Genomic DNA, 17359 nt, shown 5'->3' on the forward strand with positions numbered 1-17359 from the left:
ATAAGACGAATCACGCAGGAAACCTCCCAAAGCTACTTTGGTCGGGCGATGTATCGCTGCCGAAGCATTTCTTGTTCCTGGTTTCTGGAGTAATTTGGCTTATGAACCAAGAGGCTAGGCGCTGTAGCTGGATGCAGATTATTATTTCTCCACAAAGTTCACATCTTTATATTTTTTTATTTCCTAGATTACAAAAAGAAGCATGGGACTATAATAAATAGCTCCATGCCTCTTTTTTATTTCCTTATTGAAAACATTCCGGGCACTTCCCATATATTTCGAACTTATGTCCAGAAACATCATATCCCTTGAGATTTTCCTGTACCTGCTTCATGGGACAGACTTCGATTTCCTTCGTTTTGCCGCAATCCAGACATATAAAGTGATGATGATGATGTTCATGTGAGCAAGTAAAGCGGAAGTGTTTTTCCCCTGATAGCTCTGTCATCTCAAAAATATCCAGGTCCACGAATAATGATAAGTTTCTGTAGATTGTATCAAAGCTGAGTCCAGGGTAATTATCCTTCATTTTTTCCAGAACATCTTTTGCCGTTAAATATTTATCGCTATCAGCAAATAGCTGAAGCATTTCTTCCCTCTTCCCTGTATGCTTATAGCCTTTATCCTTTAAAAGCTGCATGGCTTCATCAACATTCATACTTTCACCTCATTGTTTGCTTTGAAATAACTTCGGATAGAATTCCTTTATATTATGCCGGCCTCAGGCCTGCAATTTTTTTAAACAATATTGTCACAATCAGTATTAACACGGCAATCATGACGATTGTTCCGCCTGGAGCTAAATCTATATAGTAGGAAATCGTCAGCCCGCCTAAAACTGAAATTTCACCGAAAAGCATGGACAGGAAAATCGTCTGTTTGAATCCTTTTGCGATTCTGATGCTGGCAGCAACCGGCAAAGTCATAAGTGATGAAACCAATAAAATACCCACTATTCTCATGGAAGCAGCTATGACCAAAGCTACCATGACAATAAATATGAAGTGGACACTTTTAGCAGCTATTCCAGATGCCTTGGCATGCTCTTCATCAAATGACAGCAGAAACAATTCTTTATAGAGCAGCACCACAAGTGCAATAACAAACACGCTGATGATTAAAATCGTCCATAAATCCAGCCGGCTGACCGCACTGACACTGCCAAAGAGATAACTGAATAAATCAGTATTGAACCCGTCAGCGAGTGAAATAAATATTACTCCAAGCCCAATGCCTCCAGATAAAATAATAGGAATAGCAAGCTCCTGATAATGTTTATAAACAGCCCTCAGTTTTTCAATAAACAATGACCCTGCTACGGAAAAAGCCATCCCCATATATAACGGATTCAACCCGCTCAATCCGATAAATTTCTTTTCAAGCAGCAAGCTTGCAGCGATCCCAGCAAGTGTCACATGACTTAAAGCATCGGCAATTAAAGACAGCCTCCTGACAACAATGAACACACCCAGTAGAGGAGCAATGATTCCGATGATGATTCCCGTTAAAAAAGCATTTTGTAAAAATTCATATTGAAGGATTCCTGCAATCATCTGCCTGCTCCTTTATCGTGGTGATGATGGTCATGATGATGGTCATGATTATGTGTCAGAACATGTACATCATGCCCGTAGATTTCTGACATTTCATTGATATTTAAGCTTTCAAATTCTGCTGTATTTCCATGGAAATGCAAATTCTTATTCAGGCAAGCCACATGAGTGACTTTATCAGAAATTGTGCCAATGTCATGTGTAACCAGCAATAGAGTTATACCAAGCTTCTTATTTAAATCATCAAGCATCTCGTAGAAAGACTGGACATTTTTTACATCTACACCTACTGTGGGTTCATCCAATATTAGCAATTTTGGATCGCTTACCAATGCCCGGGCAATGAAAACCCGCTGCTGCTGCCCGCCTGAAAGCTCGCCTATATTGCGTCCGGCAAACTCTTGCATGCCAACAGATTCAATAGCATGCAGAACTTTTGCCTGATCGGCCTTGCCCATAAATTTAAAAAGCCCCAGCTTCTTTGTAAGGCCGCTTGAAACGACTTCAAAGACCGTTGCCGGGAATCCTGTGTTAAATGAATTTGCCTTTTGAGAAACAAACCCAATGTTCTGCCAATCCTTAAAGCGGCTTATTTCATTGCCAAACAGTTTAACGCTCCCCTTCTGCACTTTAAGCAAATTCAGGATAAGCTTTAGCAGGGTTGATTTTCCCGAACCATTTGGCCCGACGATTCCAAGGAAATCTCCTGAATTAATGGTCAGATTAATATCCTCCAGGACATTTTCTTTCTCATATCTATAAGAAACATGATCTATTTCAATAATTGGCTGTGCCATTTTTATCACCTTACATATTAAGAATCATTACGATTTACTAACACAGTATACAGGAACCTGCATTCAAAGTAAAGGTACATGCTTATTTATTGGAATTTCAAAACTTATTGTCACTATTCATATTCTTAACTCATAAAGTACTGAGGAGGAGTGATGAACATGAAAATATTCGAAAACATCATTAATCACAAACTAAGCAATATTACAGCAGATGAATTATTAAAATATGGAGAGCAGTTCAACATCAGAATTACTAAAGCGCAGGCTCAGAAAATTGCAGACCATTTGAGAGGAAAGCAAGTAAACATCTTTGATGATCGGGAACGGACAAAAATAATAAAAGAAATTGCCAGGATTGCGGGTCCGGAAACTGCAAGGGAAGTAAACAGGCTGTTTTTGCAATTTACAAAATAGGACTTGGCTTATAATACTTAATTACTCATGCAAAAAGCTGTGCATTCTCGAGCACAGCTTTTTATTATAGTTATCCAGCCGTAATGGCTTCTAGTAGATTTTCATTGAATTCCTGGCTGCGCAGCATATTAATTTCTTGCTTATAAGGCGCTTTTTTATTGTTTTTATCTTCGCCAACATAAGGAGTCTCCAGAATTTTAGGGATATCCTGTAATTGAGGATGATGAACAATGTAGTTTAACGCACTGAAGCCAATGTGGCCAAATCCGATATTCGCATGACGGTCTTTACGCATTCCGCGCTCATTCTTACTGTCATTAATATGGAGCACTTTCAGGCGGTCAAGCCCAATAATCTTATCGAATTCTTCCAATACACCATCGAAATCATTTACAATATCATATCCTGCATCATGCGTATGACAAGTATCAAAGCATACAGATAAATGGTTGTTATAATTGACTCCCTCTATAATCATAGCCAGCTCTTCAAAGGATTTCCCGCACTCCGAACCTTTTCCGGCCATGGTTTCTAGTGCGATCTGCACATTTTCTTCGCCATTTAAGACTTCATTCAAGCCCTCCACGATTTGTTTGATGCCGGCCTCTGTTCCAGCTCCTACATGTGCACCTGGATGAAGAACAATCTGCTTAGCACCAATCGCTTCGGTGCGGTCGATTTCAGAGCGAAGGAAATTAACGCCTAATTCAAATGTTGAAGGGTTTGAAGTATTCCCGATATTGATAATATAAGGAGCATGTACAACGATATCAGCAATCCCGTGCTCTGCCATATGCTTCAGCCCGGCCTCAATGTTCAGATCTTCGATTTTTTTTCTTCTTGTGTTTTGCGGGGCTCCTGTATAGATCATAAATGTATTGGAGCCATATGAAACAGCTTCTTCACTTGCTGCTAAAAGCATTTTTTTTCCGCTCATGGACACATGTGATCCAATTTTCAGCATGACGATACCTCTCCCTTTAATATTTCTTTTAAAAATTTGTTTTACTTATAAACCATGCCCGTTGATTTCCACTGCGTGCATTTTGATTTCCGGAGGAATGAGAGCCTTCTCGGATTCGACTGCAGGGTCTCTCACTCCCTCTCCTCCCGCAGGACTTTGACTAAGCTTCCTTGAATTAACTTTTCAAGAATCAAATCCCATCAGCTCCCAACCAACTCAGTGGTTAAGACGAGTTAGCAGGTCAAAAGTCTTGCAAAAATTTATTTGCGCTTTATTCTTCTTTCGCGTTTTTTAATTTTATCCATTTCCCATTTCATTTTCTTTTTATATCCTGGTTTTACTTTTTTTGGTTTTTTCACTAGTGATGCAGCTTTTTTATCAATGTCATCTGTTTGTTTCTGTCTTGTTTTTCGCTTATTGCGATTATCCAGGTCTGTCCATTCACCTTTTTGCAGATCTTTGTGCTGGAATTCCAATCCCATTTTTTCAAGTCTGTTTAATGCATCTTCATCGGAAGTCTCATACACCGTCACAGCAATTCCCGAGAATCCTGCACGCGCTGTCCGGCCAACCCGGTGTATATAAAAATCAAGATCTGTCGGAAGTTCATAGTTGATTACATGGCTGATTCCCTGTATGTCAATGCCCCGGGCTGCCAGGTCTGTTGCCACAATATATTGAAACTCAAGGTCGAGAATCTGCTTCATCATTTTCTTTCGCTCACGAGGGTTAAGGTCTCCGTGAATCCGCCCGACTTTTAGACCTTTGCTGATTAATCCGTCTGCCACTTCATCTGCCTTTTTCTTGGTGTTGGTAAAAACAATGGCTAAGTAAGGATTAAGCGAAGTCAATGCTTGGTAGACAAGTTCCACTTTGTTTCGATGTCTGGACGGCAAAAGCCAGTGCTCAATATTAGCTGCTGCTGCCTGCTTAGGCTCAACGTGAACATATTTCGGATTTTCCATATATTTCTTCAGGAAAGGCTTTAGCTTCTCCGGAATCGTAGCTGAGAACACAAGCATCTGAAGCTTTTCCGGCATCCTTGCTGCAATCTGATCAACATCCTCTATAAATCCCATATCAAGCATTAAATCAGCTTCATCCACAATAAGAATTTCTGCAGTATGCACAAATAGCGCCTGTTCCTTTACAAGGTCATTAATTCTTCCAGGAGTCCCTACAACCACATGAGGCTGTCTTTTCAGTTTTTCAATCGTTCTCTGCTTATCTGTTCCGCCGATATAGCAGCGGGCAGTTATCTCTTCTCCTTCTGGACAATGCTCTGTTACTTTAAGAATTTCATGATAAATCTGGTTGGCCAGCTCACGTGTCGGTGCAGTAATAATGGCCTGAACCTCCTGGCGGGATGGATCAACTTTTTGAAGAATAGGCAGTACGTATGAATGAGTTTTTCCTGTACCTGTCTGCGACTGGCCAATGGCGCTTTCACCCTTCAGTACTGCAGGAATCATTCTTTCCTGAATTTCTGTCGGCTCGAAAAAGCCAAAATCCTTAACCGCTTCTATAATAAAAGGCTTCAAATTAAATCGGTCAAATTTCGTTTCGTTCATATAAAAACTCCTCAATTATTCAGATTCGCCTCAGTTCAGGCAGCATCCGAAACATATATTAGTGAAGTAAGATCTACTAGTATCAACTGCAACTTGCTGGTTCCGAGCTTTTCCTACATCCTGTTATTATAATAAAGTTTCCTGCAAATAACCACTCATACAGGCATTTATATTTTTATGATAAGCTTTTTGGGCGATTTTAATAAATAAATTGGTTTCTTCTGCTTTATGCCTAAACCAAAATGGGATAAACGCATACTTTATTATATGAAATTTTATTAAGAAGCAGAAATGTGCAAAGAAAGGAGGCCAATAGATATGATGCCAGGATCAAGACCCCCTATGCGCGGAGGAATGCCTCCCCATCCTTTTATGACACCGATGCAGGGAAGACCTCCTATGGGGCCAATGATGAGCGGTCCTCCGGGAATGAAACGCGGTGGAGGCAGGGGAGGATTGCTTTCAAAAATATTGGGAAAAGGCAATGCACAGCCTGCAGCCGGAATGGGGGGAGCAAGAGCAGCAGGAGGCTCCCCCGCAGGTGGAGGCATATTGCAGGCAATAAGCAACCCTTCTTCCATAAACGGCTTTTTAACAAACACTCAAAAGGTTCTAAATACCGCACAGCAAATTGGACCAATGGTTCAGCAGTATGGTCCGCTGGTCAGGAATCTTCCTGCTATGTGGAAACTTTATAGAGGTTTGAAAGATGCCCCTGAAGCTGATGAGACCGCTTCTGAACCTAAAGAGGAATCCAATCAGACGAAAGCAGAAAAAAAGAAACCAGATTCCCAGAGCAAAAAAACCAAAAAGGCACCTGTCTCTGAAAAGCCAGCCGTTAAATCATCTTCAGCAGAAGGTATTTCCAAACCTAAATTATATATTTAAAGAAAAGGATGCTGAGGCATTCTTTTTTTGCTTTTTATTAAGAAGAATTACTCCTTTTGTAATATCGGTTTATCTCTTATATAATAGAAATGCAATATGGGATTTTTCCGCATTAGAAATAGAACTCACTTCAATTCAGATATAAGCTTTCATTAGGGAGGATAAGCAGATGAATGTCATAAAAATCTCTCCTCGGGGGTATTGTTACGGTGTGGTGGATGCAATGGTTATTGCCAGAAACGCTGCACTTGATCCGTCATTGCCAAGACCCATCTATATTTTGGGTATGATCGTTCATAACAAACATGTAACAGATGCTTTCGAAGAGGAAGGCATTATTACACTTGATGGGAAAGACCGCAAAGAAATCTTAGATAAAGTCGATAAAGGCACTGTCATTTTTACAGCACATGGCATCTCACCTGAAGTGCGTGAAGCAGCCAAACAAAAAGGCCTTGTGACAATCGATGCTACGTGCCCTGACGTAACAAGAACACATGATTTAATCAGAGAGAAGGAAAAGGAAGGTTTTCAAATCATTTACATTGGCAAAAAAGGCCATCCAGAACCTGAAGGTGCAGTAGGTGTAGCTCCTCAAGCAGTCCATTTAGTACAGACCATTGAGGATGTAAATGAACTTAGCATACAGGCTGATAAAATACTGGTGACTAATCAGACTACAATGAGCCAATGGGATGTCGTACATGTTATGGATCAGATAAAGGAAAAATATCCTCACGCAGAGTTCCACAAAGAAATCTGCATGGCTACCCAGGTGCGCCAGGAAGCTGTTGCGGAACAAGCTGGCCAGGCTGACGTTTTAATCGTCGTGGGGGACCCAAAGAGCAATAACTCCAATCGTCTTGCACAGGTATCAGAAGAAATTGCCGGTACAAAAGCCTACCGCATTGCTGATATAACTGAACTGGATGTGAATTGGCTAAAAGATGCAACGACAGTTGCAGTCACAGCAGGAGCCTCTACACCGACACCGATCACAAAGGAAGTCATCACGTTCCTGGAACAATTTAATCCCATTGATGAATCCACATGGTCACGCGAGAAAAAAGTGCCATTAAATAAGATACTTCCTAAAGTGAAGAAGTCTGCAAAGCTATAAATCAAAAAGACCGGTCCCTATATGAGACCGGTTCTTTTTTAGTCAAACAAACTTAAATGGATCCGTATGAATTTCAGAAGGAAAAATGGATACGCTATACCCTTTTCCAGAACACATCTGTACTAATTTTTGGGCAACTCCCTTTTTCATTATTTTTTCCACATTATGTCCCGGATCAACAATATTGAGGCCCATCATCATGGCATCATGTGCCACATGATAATACATGTCACCTGTAACATATACATCAGCCCCCTTCATCTTTGCTGACATGAAGTATTTATTTCCATCTCCGCCCAGGACAGCAACTTTCCTGATTTTGGATGAGAGGTCACCTACTACCCGGACTCCATCCACTTCAAGTGTATGTTTTACATGCTCTGCAAATTCCTTTAGAGTCATCTCGCTGATTTCTCCAATTTTTCCAAGCCCAAGAACTTCCCCCTTGTTTTCAAGCTTATAAATATCATAAGCAACTTCTTCATAAGGATGGTTTTTGAACATGGCCGACAGCACTTTCTTTTCTATATGTTCAGGATAAATGGTCTCAATGCAGACTTCTTCAACAGTCTCAAGCTTACCCTGCTGGCCGATATGCGGATTGGCCTCCCCATTAGGCTTAAACCGCCCTGTTCCACGGGAGGCGAACGAACAATGACTGTAATTGCCAATTGAACCTGCCCCTGAGTTACCAAGCGCTTGCCTTAGTGATTCAGCATTTTCTTCAGGTACAAACACAGCGAGCTTTTTCAATTCAGTTTCATATGTTGGATATAAAACTTCTGTATTGGTCAGCTTCAGTGCATCAGCAAGCATATCATTGACCCCGCCTTTGGCGATATCCAAATTGGTATGTGCTGCATATACGGCTATATCATGTTTGATAAGCTTTTCAATAATTCTTCCGGATGGAGTATCCGTTGAAATTTTTTGCAGCGGCCTGTAGATTAACGGATGATGAGCAATAATCAGCTGTACCTTCTTTTCAATTGCCTCATCAACGACTTCTTCCAGCACATCAAGGGCAATCATGACATTTTCAACGGGGGTGTTAAGCCTGCCGATCTGGAGGCCGATTTTGTCTCCTTCCATCGCATATCCTTTTGGGGAGAACTGCTCAAATAATTGGATAATCTCATGTCCATTTATTTTTTTCACTGTTTTAGTACCTCCTCTGCCATTTTGATTTTCTCCTTCAGCTCCTGTTTTCTCTTTTCTGTTTCGCTGGAGTATGCAGCCTTATCGAGCTGCAAAAGGATTCTCTCCCAATTTTTCTTTTCACCAATCCACTTGGTTCGAAATACTTCGGATTTTTGCTCCATTAGAAAAGGGCCCATCAGCAAACCTTGTTCTTTATTCTTGTATGGTTTCAAAGGCTCTCCTTTTTCAGCTGCAAGGATTTCATAAATCTTTCCGTCTTCTTCGAGAATTTCTTCAGCGATTAGCTCCCAGCCGTTAGCAATCAGCCAGGTTCTAATCGAGATGGCACTTAAATTCGGCTGGAGGATAAGCCTCTTTATAGCAGCAAGCTTGCTCTTCCCATCTTCAAGAATGCTCGCAATTAAAGCGCCTCCCATGCCCGCAATGGTTATACAGTCTACTTCGCCTGGCCCAATTACTTCAAGGCCGCTGCCTTTTCTTACAGAAATCTGATTTTCAAGCCCTTCCATTTTCACCTGTTTTTTGGCTGATTGAAACGGCCCTTCCACCACTTCACCAGCAATAGCAAAAGGGACAATGCCTTTCTTTACTGCGTAGCAGGGCAAATACGCATGGTCTGAGCCTATATCAGCCACTCGTGAACCAGGGGGGATATAATTTGTTACAGCTTCAAGCCGATTTGATAATTTCTCTGTATTCATTCTGTCACCACTTATATATGTATTGTAACAAGCGCAGAGCGCCTGCCTATCTGCTCCTCCTGAGAGAAAAGCTAAAAAAAGCTATCGTAATTTGCGATAGCCTTTCTTATAGTATAAAAAAAGTCCTTTACATATGCAAAGGACTTTCATTATAGGTATTACTTAAGGCCTGCTAACCATTCAGCCATTTCGGCAGCTTTGTCTTGAGGCACTAATCCTGGAGGCATTGAGCCTTTACCGTTTACTACGATATTTGCGATATCATCTTGTGATAAACGATCGCCTACACCTGTTAGAGCAGGACCAACTCCACCTTGATACTGGTCACCGTGACATCCGATACAGCTCTTCTGATAAATTTCTTCAGGGGTTGCAGCTGCAGTTTCTTCAGTTTCAGCACCGCCGCCTTCCTGTTCTTTAGCAAGCTCTTCCATATCGCCAAGACCTTTAAAAGAAACAAGGAACATTGCTACCACACCAAAAACCATAATTAACACAAATGGAATGATTGGATTGCGATTCATGATTTAACCTCCCTTATGTAAGCACATTCAGTTTAAGTAAGTATACAAACAATCTCTATTTTACTTTAAAAAAGTCAGAAGGAAAAGCCCTATTGTAAACTTTGTCAAATCTTGTTCATAAAATGGACAAAAACTCCATCCTGAGGGTGGAGTTTTTGTCCTTCCTATTATTGGATTCATAATAAATTTAGCACCCAATAAGGCGTGCAATGACCATTCTTTGTACTTCTGAGGTACCTTCACCTATTTCTGTGAGCTTTCCGTCTCTCATGTAGCGTTCTACATGGTAGTCTTTCATATAGCCGTATCCTCCGTGGATTTGGACGGCCTGATCAGCGATTTCCATACAGATTTCAGAAGCATAGAGCTTGCACATGGATGCTTCTTTTGCGAAAGGTCTGCCCTGGTCTTTCAGCCATGCAGCTTTGTAAACCATATTCCTTGCCAGTTCAATTTTCATTGCCATATCTGCAAGTTTAAATTGAATAGCCTGAAAATCTGATAATGAACGGCCAAACTGCTTACGTTCCTTTGCATACTGGAGTGCCTTGTCATAGGCAGCCTGCGCTATTCCCAGAGCCATGGCTCCAATTCCAATACGCCCTCCATCCAAAGTAATTAAAAATTGTTTAAAGCCCTCTCCTTTTTTGCCGAGCAAGTGCTCAGTCGGAACGCGTACGTCTTCAAGGACAAGTTCAGTAGTATTTGATGCATTGAGTCCCATCTTTTCGTAATTATCGATCACAGTAAATCCTTCTGCATCCGTTGGAACAATAATTGCGCTTATTTCTTTTTTGCCATCCTTTTCACCGGTGACAGCAGTCAATGCTAAATGCTTAGCATAGCTTGCATTTGTAATGAAACACTTATTTCCGTTAATGATATATTCTCCATCTTTTTCTACGGCTGTTGTTCTCGTACCGCCTGCATCAGAGCCTGCATTTGGTTCTGTCAGACCGAAAGCTCCAAACGACTCACCTGTACAAATTGGCACCAGATATTTTTGCTTCTGCTCTTCAGTTCCAAATAAATAAAGCGGTGCTCCGCCAAGAGAAATATGCGCCGAGTAAGTGATTCCGGTAGAAGCGCACGCTCTGCTCAATTCTTCTGTTACAATAGCGAAACTTACAGTATCTGCCCCTGCCCCACCATATTCTTCAGGGAAAGGAAGTCCCATTAAACCAAGATCCGCCATTTTTTTAAAAACTTCTATCGGGAATTCTTTTGTACGGTCTCTTTCCAAAGCCCCCGGTGCCACTTCTTCCTGAGCAAATTCCCTTATGGTTTTATAGATCATATTCTGTTCGGCCGTCAAGTCAAAATTCATTTACATCCCCCTTAAACACAAAAGTTGTTGTATACGCTTTCATTACTATTATATAAGGGATGCAAGAGTTTTCTCAACATTTAAAAACTTTTTAAAATATTTTATTATACGAATATAGAAATAACTATTAAAAAGCATCCTAGCGCCCCGGAAATCCATAAATATTGAAACTTCAATTTCAAACCCGCAAACAGCCAAAGAACACAATTAATTACTAGGGCAGCATAGAGAGCTTTCTGGTTTTCGCGATATACCTCCGATACTAGTGCAACAGATCCCATCAGTAAATTCAATGCTGCTGATATGATGGGAATATGCATTAATTTTGCTTTCCTGAAAAAATAAAAAACAAAGAATATACACGTGAAAATAAAAAGAAACAAAATGGCAGTTTGCAAAATAATAGACAATTCAGTAAAATAAATTAATAAAGCAGAAATTGGAATAAGCAGCAAGAAAATAAGATTGGCCAGATACAGACCCATTACACTTTTATGCTTTTTTATTTCCTTCGGCTGACTTCCTTCCGTATAAAGAGCCAGCAGGTAGTCACAATATCGATCAGGGAGCATTCGGCTTTTCTTCCAATACAGAAGTTCGTTAACAATGACCTTTTTTCTGTTTTCATCCAACCAAAGCACATCCAGTCAAAAAAAAATAGTTTACTTCCATTTTAAGAAGTAAACTATCCACTGGCAATTCTTTTTTATTCTAAGAAGTCTTTTAAACGCTTGCTTCTGCTGGGATGACGCAGTTTTCTTAAGGCTTTGGCTTCAATTTGACGTATACGCTCCCGGGTAACGCCAAATACCTTGCCAACTTCTTCTAAAGTCCTGGTTCGGCCGTCGTCCAGTCCGAATCGAAGACGAAGAACATTTTCTTCCCGGTCAGTAAGTGTGTCAAGAACATCTTCAAGCTGTTCCTTAAGGAGTTCATATGCCGCATGCTCTGATGGAGAAGTGGCATCCTGATCTTCAATAAAGTCACCTAAGTGAGAGTCATCCTCCTCACCAATAGGTGTTTCTAATGAAACAGGTTCCTGTGCAATCTTAAGAATTTCTCTTACTTTATCTGGAGTTAAATCCATATCTTCAGCAATTTCTTCTGGTGTTGGTTCGCGGCCAAGATCCTGAAGAAGCTGACGCTGGACACGGATCAACTTATTGATGGTTTCAACCATATGGACAGGAATACGAATTGTACGGGCCTGGTCAGCAATTGCTCTTGTGATGGCCTGGCGGATCCACCATGTTGCATACGTACTGAACTTAAATCCTTTGCGGTAGTCGAATTTTTCAACCGCTTTTATCAGTCCCATATTTCCTTCCTGAATAAGGTCAAGGAATAGCATTCCGCGTCCCACATACCTTTTAGCAATACTTACAACCAATCGGAGGTTAGCTTCTGCGAGACGTCTTTTTGCTTCTTCATCGCCTTCCTCAATTCGATTGGCAAGTGCGATTTCTTCCTCTGCAGAGAGTAAATCAACACGCCCAATCTCTTTTAGGTACATACGGACAGGATCATTAATTTTCACACCCGGAGGGACACTTAAATCATTAAGGTCAAATTCCTCTTCATTTTTTGCAAGCTCCTGAACATTTGGATCTTCATTTTCATTGTCTCCGACTAATTCAACACCCTGATCTCCGAGGAATTCATAGAATTCATCCATCTGGTGGGAATCGACTTCAAATTGAGACAATCTTTCTGCTATATCATCATAGGCAAGGACACCTGTCTTTTTTCCTATTTCAACTAATTGATCTTTCACTTGTTCAAGGGTCAACTCTGTATCAACCTCTTTTGAACGGGCCGACTTTTCAGCCATATGTCCCCCTCCTTCCAAAAATCAAACACATTCTTAATACATCTTGCAAATGGGACTATTCCTTAGGAGACGCCTAATCCCCAGAAACATTTATTTGAGGCACAAGGCCTTCTTATAGTGACTTTCGCAAATGAAGGATCTCCATTGCGATTAAAGCCGCTTTAGCATAATCCTTTTGTCGTTCTGCTTCTTTTTCTTCATTTAGTTTTTCCTTTATTTTTAACATCTTTTGATAATTCAACACCTGTTTAAGATAATCTGATAATTCCTGTTCGCTTATTTCATCGTTAATGGACATCATTTCTATATCCACCACAATTCGCTTAAGCTTTTCATCTTTTATAAAATTTATAAATGCACTCGGATCAGGCGTATGGCCTTTTTCGTAGAAACCTAAAAGATAGGTAATAATTGCCTGGTGTTCATCGATGTTAAATGTATTTCCCTGAAGCATATCTTGAACTTTAAATGCTATGTCACTATTCCTGAGCATGTGGGCGATTAGCCTTCTCTCCGCTGTATGGTAGGCGGGTTTAAGACTGTCAGCCCTTTTTGGTGTTTGAAGCCTTTTTTGAGGTTCGAAAGCACCTTTCCCTTTATGGGTGTTCCTTCGCTTCTCCGTATAATAGACCTGTTTTTGCTGCTCTTTCAAGGCTTCCAGAGAAAGTGAGAATTCATTCGCAAGCTGGCGCAGATAATGATCTCTTTCGACCGCTTTATCCAGCTGGCTGATCTCCTTTAATACCTCTTCGATATAAAGGAGACGATCTCCTTCATTTTGAAGCCTTTTCCCCCTGCGGAGATAAAGCATCTTAAATGCCATAAAGGTTATGCTGGACTCGATTACATCATGACGAAATTTTTCTTCTCCGAACTCATTAATATAATCATCCGGATCATATCCGTCAGGCATGAGCGCCACTCTGATCTGGCATCCTGCTTCCATTAGCAGATTTGCAGCCCGGTATGCGGCTTCAATACCTGCATTATCGGAATCATAACAGATCGTGATTGATTGAACATTTCTTCTTAAAGAAGCAACATGTTCTTCAGTTAAAGCGGTGCCCATCGTACCAACGCCATTGCCGACACCAGCACGATCAGCAGCGATTACATCTGCAAACCCTTCAAAAAGAACGGCCCTCTGCAATTTTTTAATCTGTGGTCTCGCCAAATGAAAATTATATAAAGTTTTGCTTTTATTGAAGATTACAGTTTCAGGGCTATTTAAATATTTGGGCTCATCGTCCCCAAGTGATCTTCCCGAAAAAGCAATCGTATTTCCGCTGCGGTCAAAAATCGGGAACATGATTCTATCTCTGAAGCGGTCAAAATAGTTCCCATCTTTCTCCCTTTTGATAATCAGTCCTGCCCTTTCCATAACATCTGCCGGGAATTTTCTTTTAGTAAGGAACTTGAAAACAAAATCCCAGGACTTCAATGAATAGCCGATTTGAAATTTCTCAATCGATTCCATTGTAAAGCCTCTATTAAGCAAATATTCAAGTGCATGCTGACCATCTTTTGTGTTTACGAGCAGATGGTGATAAAATTTACGTAGAAGCTCATGAGCTTCCATCATCTGCTGTAAATCTACAGGCATTGATTTTGCTGATGCTGCAGATGCCGCATCAATTTCAAGCTTGACATTTCCTTTTTCAGCGAGTTTCAAGGCTGCTTCCTGAAAGGAATATCCTTCTAATTCCATTAAGAAAGAAAAGGCATTGCCTCCCGCTCCGCATCCAAAGCAATGATAGATTTGCTTTTCGGGCGATACAGAAAAGGAAGGAGTATTTTCGCCATGAAAAGGACAAAGCCCAAAATAGTTGCGTCCTTGCTTGTTTAATTGAATATAGTCGCCAATGACATCAACAATATCTACAGCTTGCCGAATCTCATTTACTTTCTCCTCGGCGATCCGTTCTGCCATATGAACAACTCCATTACTTACTCAGGTATTCGATAAACGTTACTGAATTCCTTCAAGATTCGACAAAATTTTTGTCAATTGCTGCACAAACCTGGATCTGTCCTCTCGGCTGTATGGTTTTGGGCCTTTCCCATAAACTCCTCTTCTTCGCGCTTTCGCTGAAAGGTGCCTCATTTCAAGCGCGGTCCGAATTTCATTTTCCTCAAATAAAATTCCCCTGGGAGAAAGGACATAAACACCATTGAGCAAAAGAGTTGATGCCAATCCAATATCTTGAGTTACAACTACATCTCCTGATTTCACATAATTCATTATGAATAAATCAGCAGCTTCCTTACTGCTGTCAACGAATTTCCAGACAGCCCCATTTAGGTCATTTTTCATATGGGCATAAGAAGCAACAAATACTGCGTCCAACGTAAAGGAATTGGCTATTTCGACAATTTCTTCTTTAACGGGACAGGAATCAGCATCTACTATAATGTTCGGTTTGCCTGATGTTCTAATAATTCTACATCACTCCGCATAATCCTTCTTTGCATGAATAACTTTTGCATTGTGAGATATGTCGAATTTTTTCTTGGTCGAAAACTTGACATGCCACAATAAATAGTTTATTCCTTCGCAATGAACTCTAAACCTATTCAGGGACATTTTTATCACAATTTTTTATTATAGTACATTAATCTCTATTTTGCCATTAATTTATCTGGGATGAATATAATTTAATTTACAGGTTTTCCCCTGAAAAAAGCCATCCTTAGAATGGAGCTTTATTTCGGGGTTCCAGAGGAGTCTCCCGCTCCCTATTCTACCCTAAGCTAAACAGCCTAAATGCCTAGTATAAAAAAGAAAAGGCACATAAAAAATTTATGTGCTAGCTTTTCGGAAAGCTTTTACGGTATTGATTTAGAATCATATTGGCTGTTTCTTCTACTGCCTTATTCGTGACATCTATAACCGGGCATTTAATTTTAGATACAATCTTTTCAAAGTAACCTATTTCTTCTTTGATTCTCTCTATATTAGCATAGCTGGCATTATCGCTTAAACCTAGCGATATTAGACGTTCTCTCCGGATAAAGTTTAATTTCTCAGGACTGATTTTCAGGCCGAAGCACTTATCAGGCGGGACAAGAAACAGCTCTTCTGGAGGATCGACTTCAGGAACAAGGGGAACGTTAGCCACTTTAAGGCGCTTATGTGCCAGATATTGAGAAAGAGGTGTTTTTGATGTCCTTGAAACGCCTATTAACACTATATCCGCTTTTAATATCCCACGAGGGTCTCGGCCATCATCATATTTAACAGCGAACTCGATAGCCTCAATCTTTTTAAAATAATCCTCATCAAGCTTTCTGACCAGTCCAGGTTCAAAAAGAGGGGTAATGCCGCAGGCTCTTTGGATTTGATCCATTAAAGGGCCAACGATATCAAAAGCATATATTCCTTCTTCTGCAGACCTCTGGTTAATATACTTCCTCATATCCGGCTTAACCATTGTATAGGCTATCATGCCATTATCCAGTTTTGCCAGCGAAATGACTTCATCAATATGTATTTTTTCTTCAACATATGGGAAGCGCTTAATAGATATATCACTGCCATTAAACTGGCTTGTGGCAGCTTTTGTTACAAGTTCGGCCGTTTCTCCCACTGAGTCCGAAACGACGTAGATGATCGGCAATTTTTCCATTCTTCAACACCATCTCCTTCTTACTTTGCTACTTTTCGCCGGCCAGGGCCAAGAATGCTTTTGTCAGGTTTGTTTTGGTTATCCGGCCGTTTACTTCGAACCCTTTCTCTGTCTTTTTTACAACAGGAAGGGCATCGATTTGCTTTTCAATCAGCTTTTTAGCAACTTCTATGAGCAAATCATCTTTTTCACACATCGTAATATTAGGCATTCTTGTCATAATGATATTAACAGGGATAGAATTAAGCTCCTGCTTGCCAATACTAGCCCTAAGCAAATCCTTCCTTGACAAAACCCCTACAAGCAGTGAACTCTGGTCCACTACAAATAGCGTGCCGACATCTTCCAGAAACATAGTCACAATTGCATCATATACCGATACATTCTCATTAACGACTACAGGAATGGATTGATAATCTCTTACATAAAGCTTCTGAAGGTTTTCTGTCAACAGCTGTGCCCCGGTTTTTCCTGTATAAAAATATCCTACACGCGGACGGGCATCCAAATAGCCTGCCATCGTTAATATAGCCAGATCCGGCCTTAGTGTTGCCCTGGTTAAGTTAAGCTGTTCCGCTATACTCTCACCAGTGATCGGTCCGTTTTCCTTTACGATTTCTATGATCTTTTCCTGCCTTTTATTTAATTCGATCTTCCTCACCACCTATTCTGAACAGGGTATGCTAATGGCACTCATTTCCCATTATAATAATGTTATACTTTTATATAATTATTATATACTATTTGTCATAAATGAAAAGATGTGTTTCCTATATAGTTCTCTTTACTTCGCCCAATATGTCCAAAATATGAAAGAGCCCGTCAGCAATATAACAGGCTCTTTCCTGACAGCTAAAGCTGCTGTCTTCTTTCTTAAAATTT

General features: G+C 40.5%; 18 protein-coding genes. 3 read left to right on the forward strand and 15 right to left on the reverse strand.

From position 1 onward, the window contains the following. Nucleotides 1-244 precede the first annotated feature (244 nt). The 3 genes from A361_RS20980 to A361_RS20990 are packed head-to-tail and all read right to left on the reverse strand — an operon-like array spanning nt 245 to nt 2350. Nucleotides 245-658, reverse strand: a complete 414-nt coding sequence (locus tag A361_RS20980; RefSeq protein ID WP_019382847.1) for a Fur family transcriptional regulator — start codon at nt 656-658, stop codon at nt 245-247. A gap of 52 nt (nt 659-710) precedes the next feature. Then, nucleotides 711-1553: a metal ABC transporter permease gene (locus A361_RS20985; RefSeq protein ID WP_009332976.1), complete on the reverse strand. Its 843-nt coding sequence runs from the start codon at nt 1551-1553 to the stop codon at nt 711-713. Beyond that, nucleotides 1550-2350: a metal ABC transporter ATP-binding protein gene (locus A361_RS20990; RefSeq protein WP_019382848.1), complete on the reverse strand. Its 801-nt coding sequence runs from the start codon at nt 2348-2350 to the stop codon at nt 1550-1552. Before A361_RS20990 ends, A361_RS20985 begins: the two co-directional genes overlap by 4 nt. A gap of 159 nt (nt 2351-2509) precedes the next feature. Between A361_RS20990 and A361_RS20995 the strand changes: the two genes are divergently transcribed. Further along, the gene (locus tag A361_RS20995; RefSeq protein WP_019382849.1) at nt 2510-2764 is read left to right on the forward strand and encodes a DUF2624 domain-containing protein; all 255 of its coding nucleotides are present in this window, start codon (nt 2510-2512) and stop codon (nt 2762-2764) included. A gap of 70 nt (nt 2765-2834) precedes the next feature. Here the strand turns inward: A361_RS20995 and A361_RS21000 are convergent, their stop codons facing one another. Both A361_RS21000 and A361_RS21005 read right to left on the reverse strand, forming a co-directional pair. Then, nucleotides 2835-3728, reverse strand: a complete 894-nt coding sequence (locus tag A361_RS21000) for a deoxyribonuclease IV (RefSeq protein WP_009332979.1) — start codon at nt 3726-3728, stop codon at nt 2835-2837. Nucleotides 3729-3988: 260 nt separating this feature from the next. After that, entirely contained in the window at nt 3989-5299 is a 1311-nt protein-coding gene (locus A361_RS21005; protein WP_019382851.1) for a DEAD/DEAH box helicase, read from the reverse strand. A 318-nt stretch (nt 5300-5617) separates the two neighbouring features. Between A361_RS21005 and vrrA the strand changes: the two genes are divergently transcribed. Then, nucleotides 5618-6187, forward strand: a complete 570-nt coding sequence (vrrA, locus tag A361_RS21010) for a VrrA/YqfQ family protein (RefSeq protein WP_019382852.1) — start codon at nt 5618-5620, stop codon at nt 6185-6187. Nucleotides 6188-6356: 169 nt separating this feature from the next. Further along, a complete protein-coding gene (locus A361_RS21015) occupies nt 6357-7307 on the forward strand; it encodes a 4-hydroxy-3-methylbut-2-enyl diphosphate reductase (RefSeq protein WP_019382853.1) in 951 nt (316 codons plus the stop codon). A gap of 42 nt (nt 7308-7349) precedes the next feature. Here the strand turns inward: A361_RS21015 and A361_RS21020 are convergent, their stop codons facing one another. From A361_RS21020 to A361_RS21065, 10 genes are all read right to left on the reverse strand, one after another. Next, nucleotides 7350-8465 carry a Nif3-like dinuclear metal center hexameric protein gene (locus tag A361_RS21020; RefSeq protein WP_019382854.1) on the reverse strand — a complete coding sequence of 372 codons (1116 nt, stop codon included), beginning with the start codon at nt 8463-8465 and terminating at the stop codon, nt 7350-7352. Further along, nucleotides 8462-9169: a tRNA (adenine(22)-N(1))-methyltransferase gene (locus A361_RS21025; protein WP_009332984.1), complete on the reverse strand. Its 708-nt coding sequence runs from the start codon at nt 9167-9169 to the stop codon at nt 8462-8464. The genes A361_RS21020 and A361_RS21025 overlap by 4 nt, the downstream gene beginning before the upstream one ends. 158 nt (nt 9170-9327) lie before the next feature. Next, nucleotides 9328-9693 carry a cytochrome c550 gene (cccA, locus tag A361_RS21030; RefSeq protein ID WP_009332985.1) on the reverse strand — a complete coding sequence of 122 codons (366 nt, stop codon included), beginning with the start codon at nt 9691-9693 and terminating at the stop codon, nt 9328-9330. 187 nt (nt 9694-9880) lie between these two features. Continuing rightward, on the reverse strand, nt 9881-11020 hold the full coding sequence (locus A361_RS21035) for an acyl-CoA dehydrogenase (RefSeq protein ID WP_009332986.1): 1140 nt from the start codon (nt 11018-11020) through the stop codon (nt 9881-9883). Between the two features lie 104 nt (nt 11021-11124). Continuing rightward, a complete protein-coding gene (locus tag A361_RS21040; protein WP_009332987.1) occupies nt 11125-11652 on the reverse strand; it encodes a hypothetical protein in 528 nt (175 codons plus the stop codon). 74 nt (nt 11653-11726) lie between these two features. Next, nucleotides 11727-12851 (reverse strand): RNA polymerase sigma factor RpoD, encoded by a 1125-nt coding sequence (gene rpoD / locus A361_RS21045; protein ID WP_009332988.1) that lies wholly within the window; start codon nt 12849-12851, stop codon nt 11727-11729. A gap of 112 nt (nt 12852-12963) precedes the next feature. After that, complete coding sequence (gene dnaG / locus A361_RS21050; RefSeq protein WP_009332989.1) at nt 12964-14781, reverse strand: DNA primase; 1818 nt, start codon at nt 14779-14781, stop codon at nt 12964-12966. A 39-nt stretch (nt 14782-14820) separates the two neighbouring features. After that, nucleotides 14821-15288, reverse strand: coding sequence for a YaiI/YqxD family protein (locus tag A361_RS21055; RefSeq protein WP_026041796.1), 468 nt, complete (start codon nt 15286-15288; stop codon nt 14821-14823). A gap of 370 nt (nt 15289-15658) precedes the next feature. Further along, entirely contained in the window at nt 15659-16477 is an 819-nt protein-coding gene (locus A361_RS21060) for a pyruvate, water dikinase regulatory protein (RefSeq protein ID WP_009332991.1), read from the reverse strand. A gap of 28 nt (nt 16478-16505) precedes the next feature. Further along, complete coding sequence (locus A361_RS21065) at nt 16506-17141, reverse strand: helix-turn-helix transcriptional regulator (RefSeq protein ID WP_009332992.1); 636 nt, start codon at nt 17139-17141, stop codon at nt 16506-16508. Nucleotides 17142-17359 lie beyond the last annotated feature (218 nt).

It is taken from the genome of Cytobacillus oceanisediminis 2691 (assembly GCF_000294775.2).
Taxonomy (GTDB): domain Bacteria; phylum Bacillota; class Bacilli; order Bacillales; family Cytobacillaceae; genus Cytobacillus; species Cytobacillus pseudoceanisediminis.

Bases quoted from the DNA above. Each gene is read 5' to 3' on its own strand.
- A361_RS20980 (WP_019382847.1), bottom strand. From the start codon at position 658: ATGAATGTTGATGAAGCCATGCAGCTTTTAAAGGATAAAGGCTATAAG.
- A361_RS20985 (WP_009332976.1), bottom strand. From the start codon at position 1,553: ATGATTGCAGGAATCCTTCAATATGAATTTTTACAAAATGCTTTTTTA.
- A361_RS20990 (WP_019382848.1), bottom strand. From the start codon at position 2,350: ATGGCACAGCCAATTATTGAAATAGATCATGTTTCTTATAGATATGAG.
- A361_RS20995 (WP_019382849.1), top strand. From the start codon at position 2,510: ATGAAAATATTCGAAAACATCATTAATCACAAACTAAGCAATATTACA.
- A361_RS21000 (WP_009332979.1), bottom strand. From the start codon at position 3,728: ATGCTGAAAATTGGATCACATGTGTCCATGAGCGGAAAAAAAATGCTT.
- A361_RS21005 (WP_019382851.1), bottom strand. From the start codon at position 5,299: ATGAACGAAACGAAATTTGACCGATTTAATTTGAAGCCTTTTATTATA.
- vrrA (WP_019382852.1), top strand. From the start codon at position 5,618: ATGATGCCAGGATCAAGACCCCCTATGCGCGGAGGAATGCCTCCCCAT.
- A361_RS21015 (WP_019382853.1), top strand. From the start codon at position 6,357: ATGAATGTCATAAAAATCTCTCCTCGGGGGTATTGTTACGGTGTGGTG.
- A361_RS21025 (WP_009332984.1), bottom strand. From the start codon at position 9,169: ATGAATACAGAGAAATTATCAAATCGGCTTGAAGCTGTAACAAATTAT.
- cccA (WP_009332985.1), bottom strand. From the start codon at position 9,693: ATGAATCGCAATCCAATCATTCCATTTGTGTTAATTATGGTTTTTGGT.
- A361_RS21035 (WP_009332986.1), bottom strand. From the start codon at position 11,020: ATGAATTTTGACTTGACGGCCGAACAGAATATGATCTATAAAACCATA.
- rpoD (WP_009332988.1), bottom strand. From the start codon at position 12,851: ATGGCTGAAAAGTCGGCCCGTTCAAAAGAGGTTGATACAGAGTTGACC.
- dnaG (WP_009332989.1), bottom strand. From the start codon at position 14,781: ATGGCAGAACGGATCGCCGAGGAGAAAGTAAATGAGATTCGGCAAGCT.
- A361_RS21060 (WP_009332991.1), bottom strand. From the start codon at position 16,477: ATGGAAAAATTGCCGATCATCTACGTCGTTTCGGACTCAGTGGGAGAA.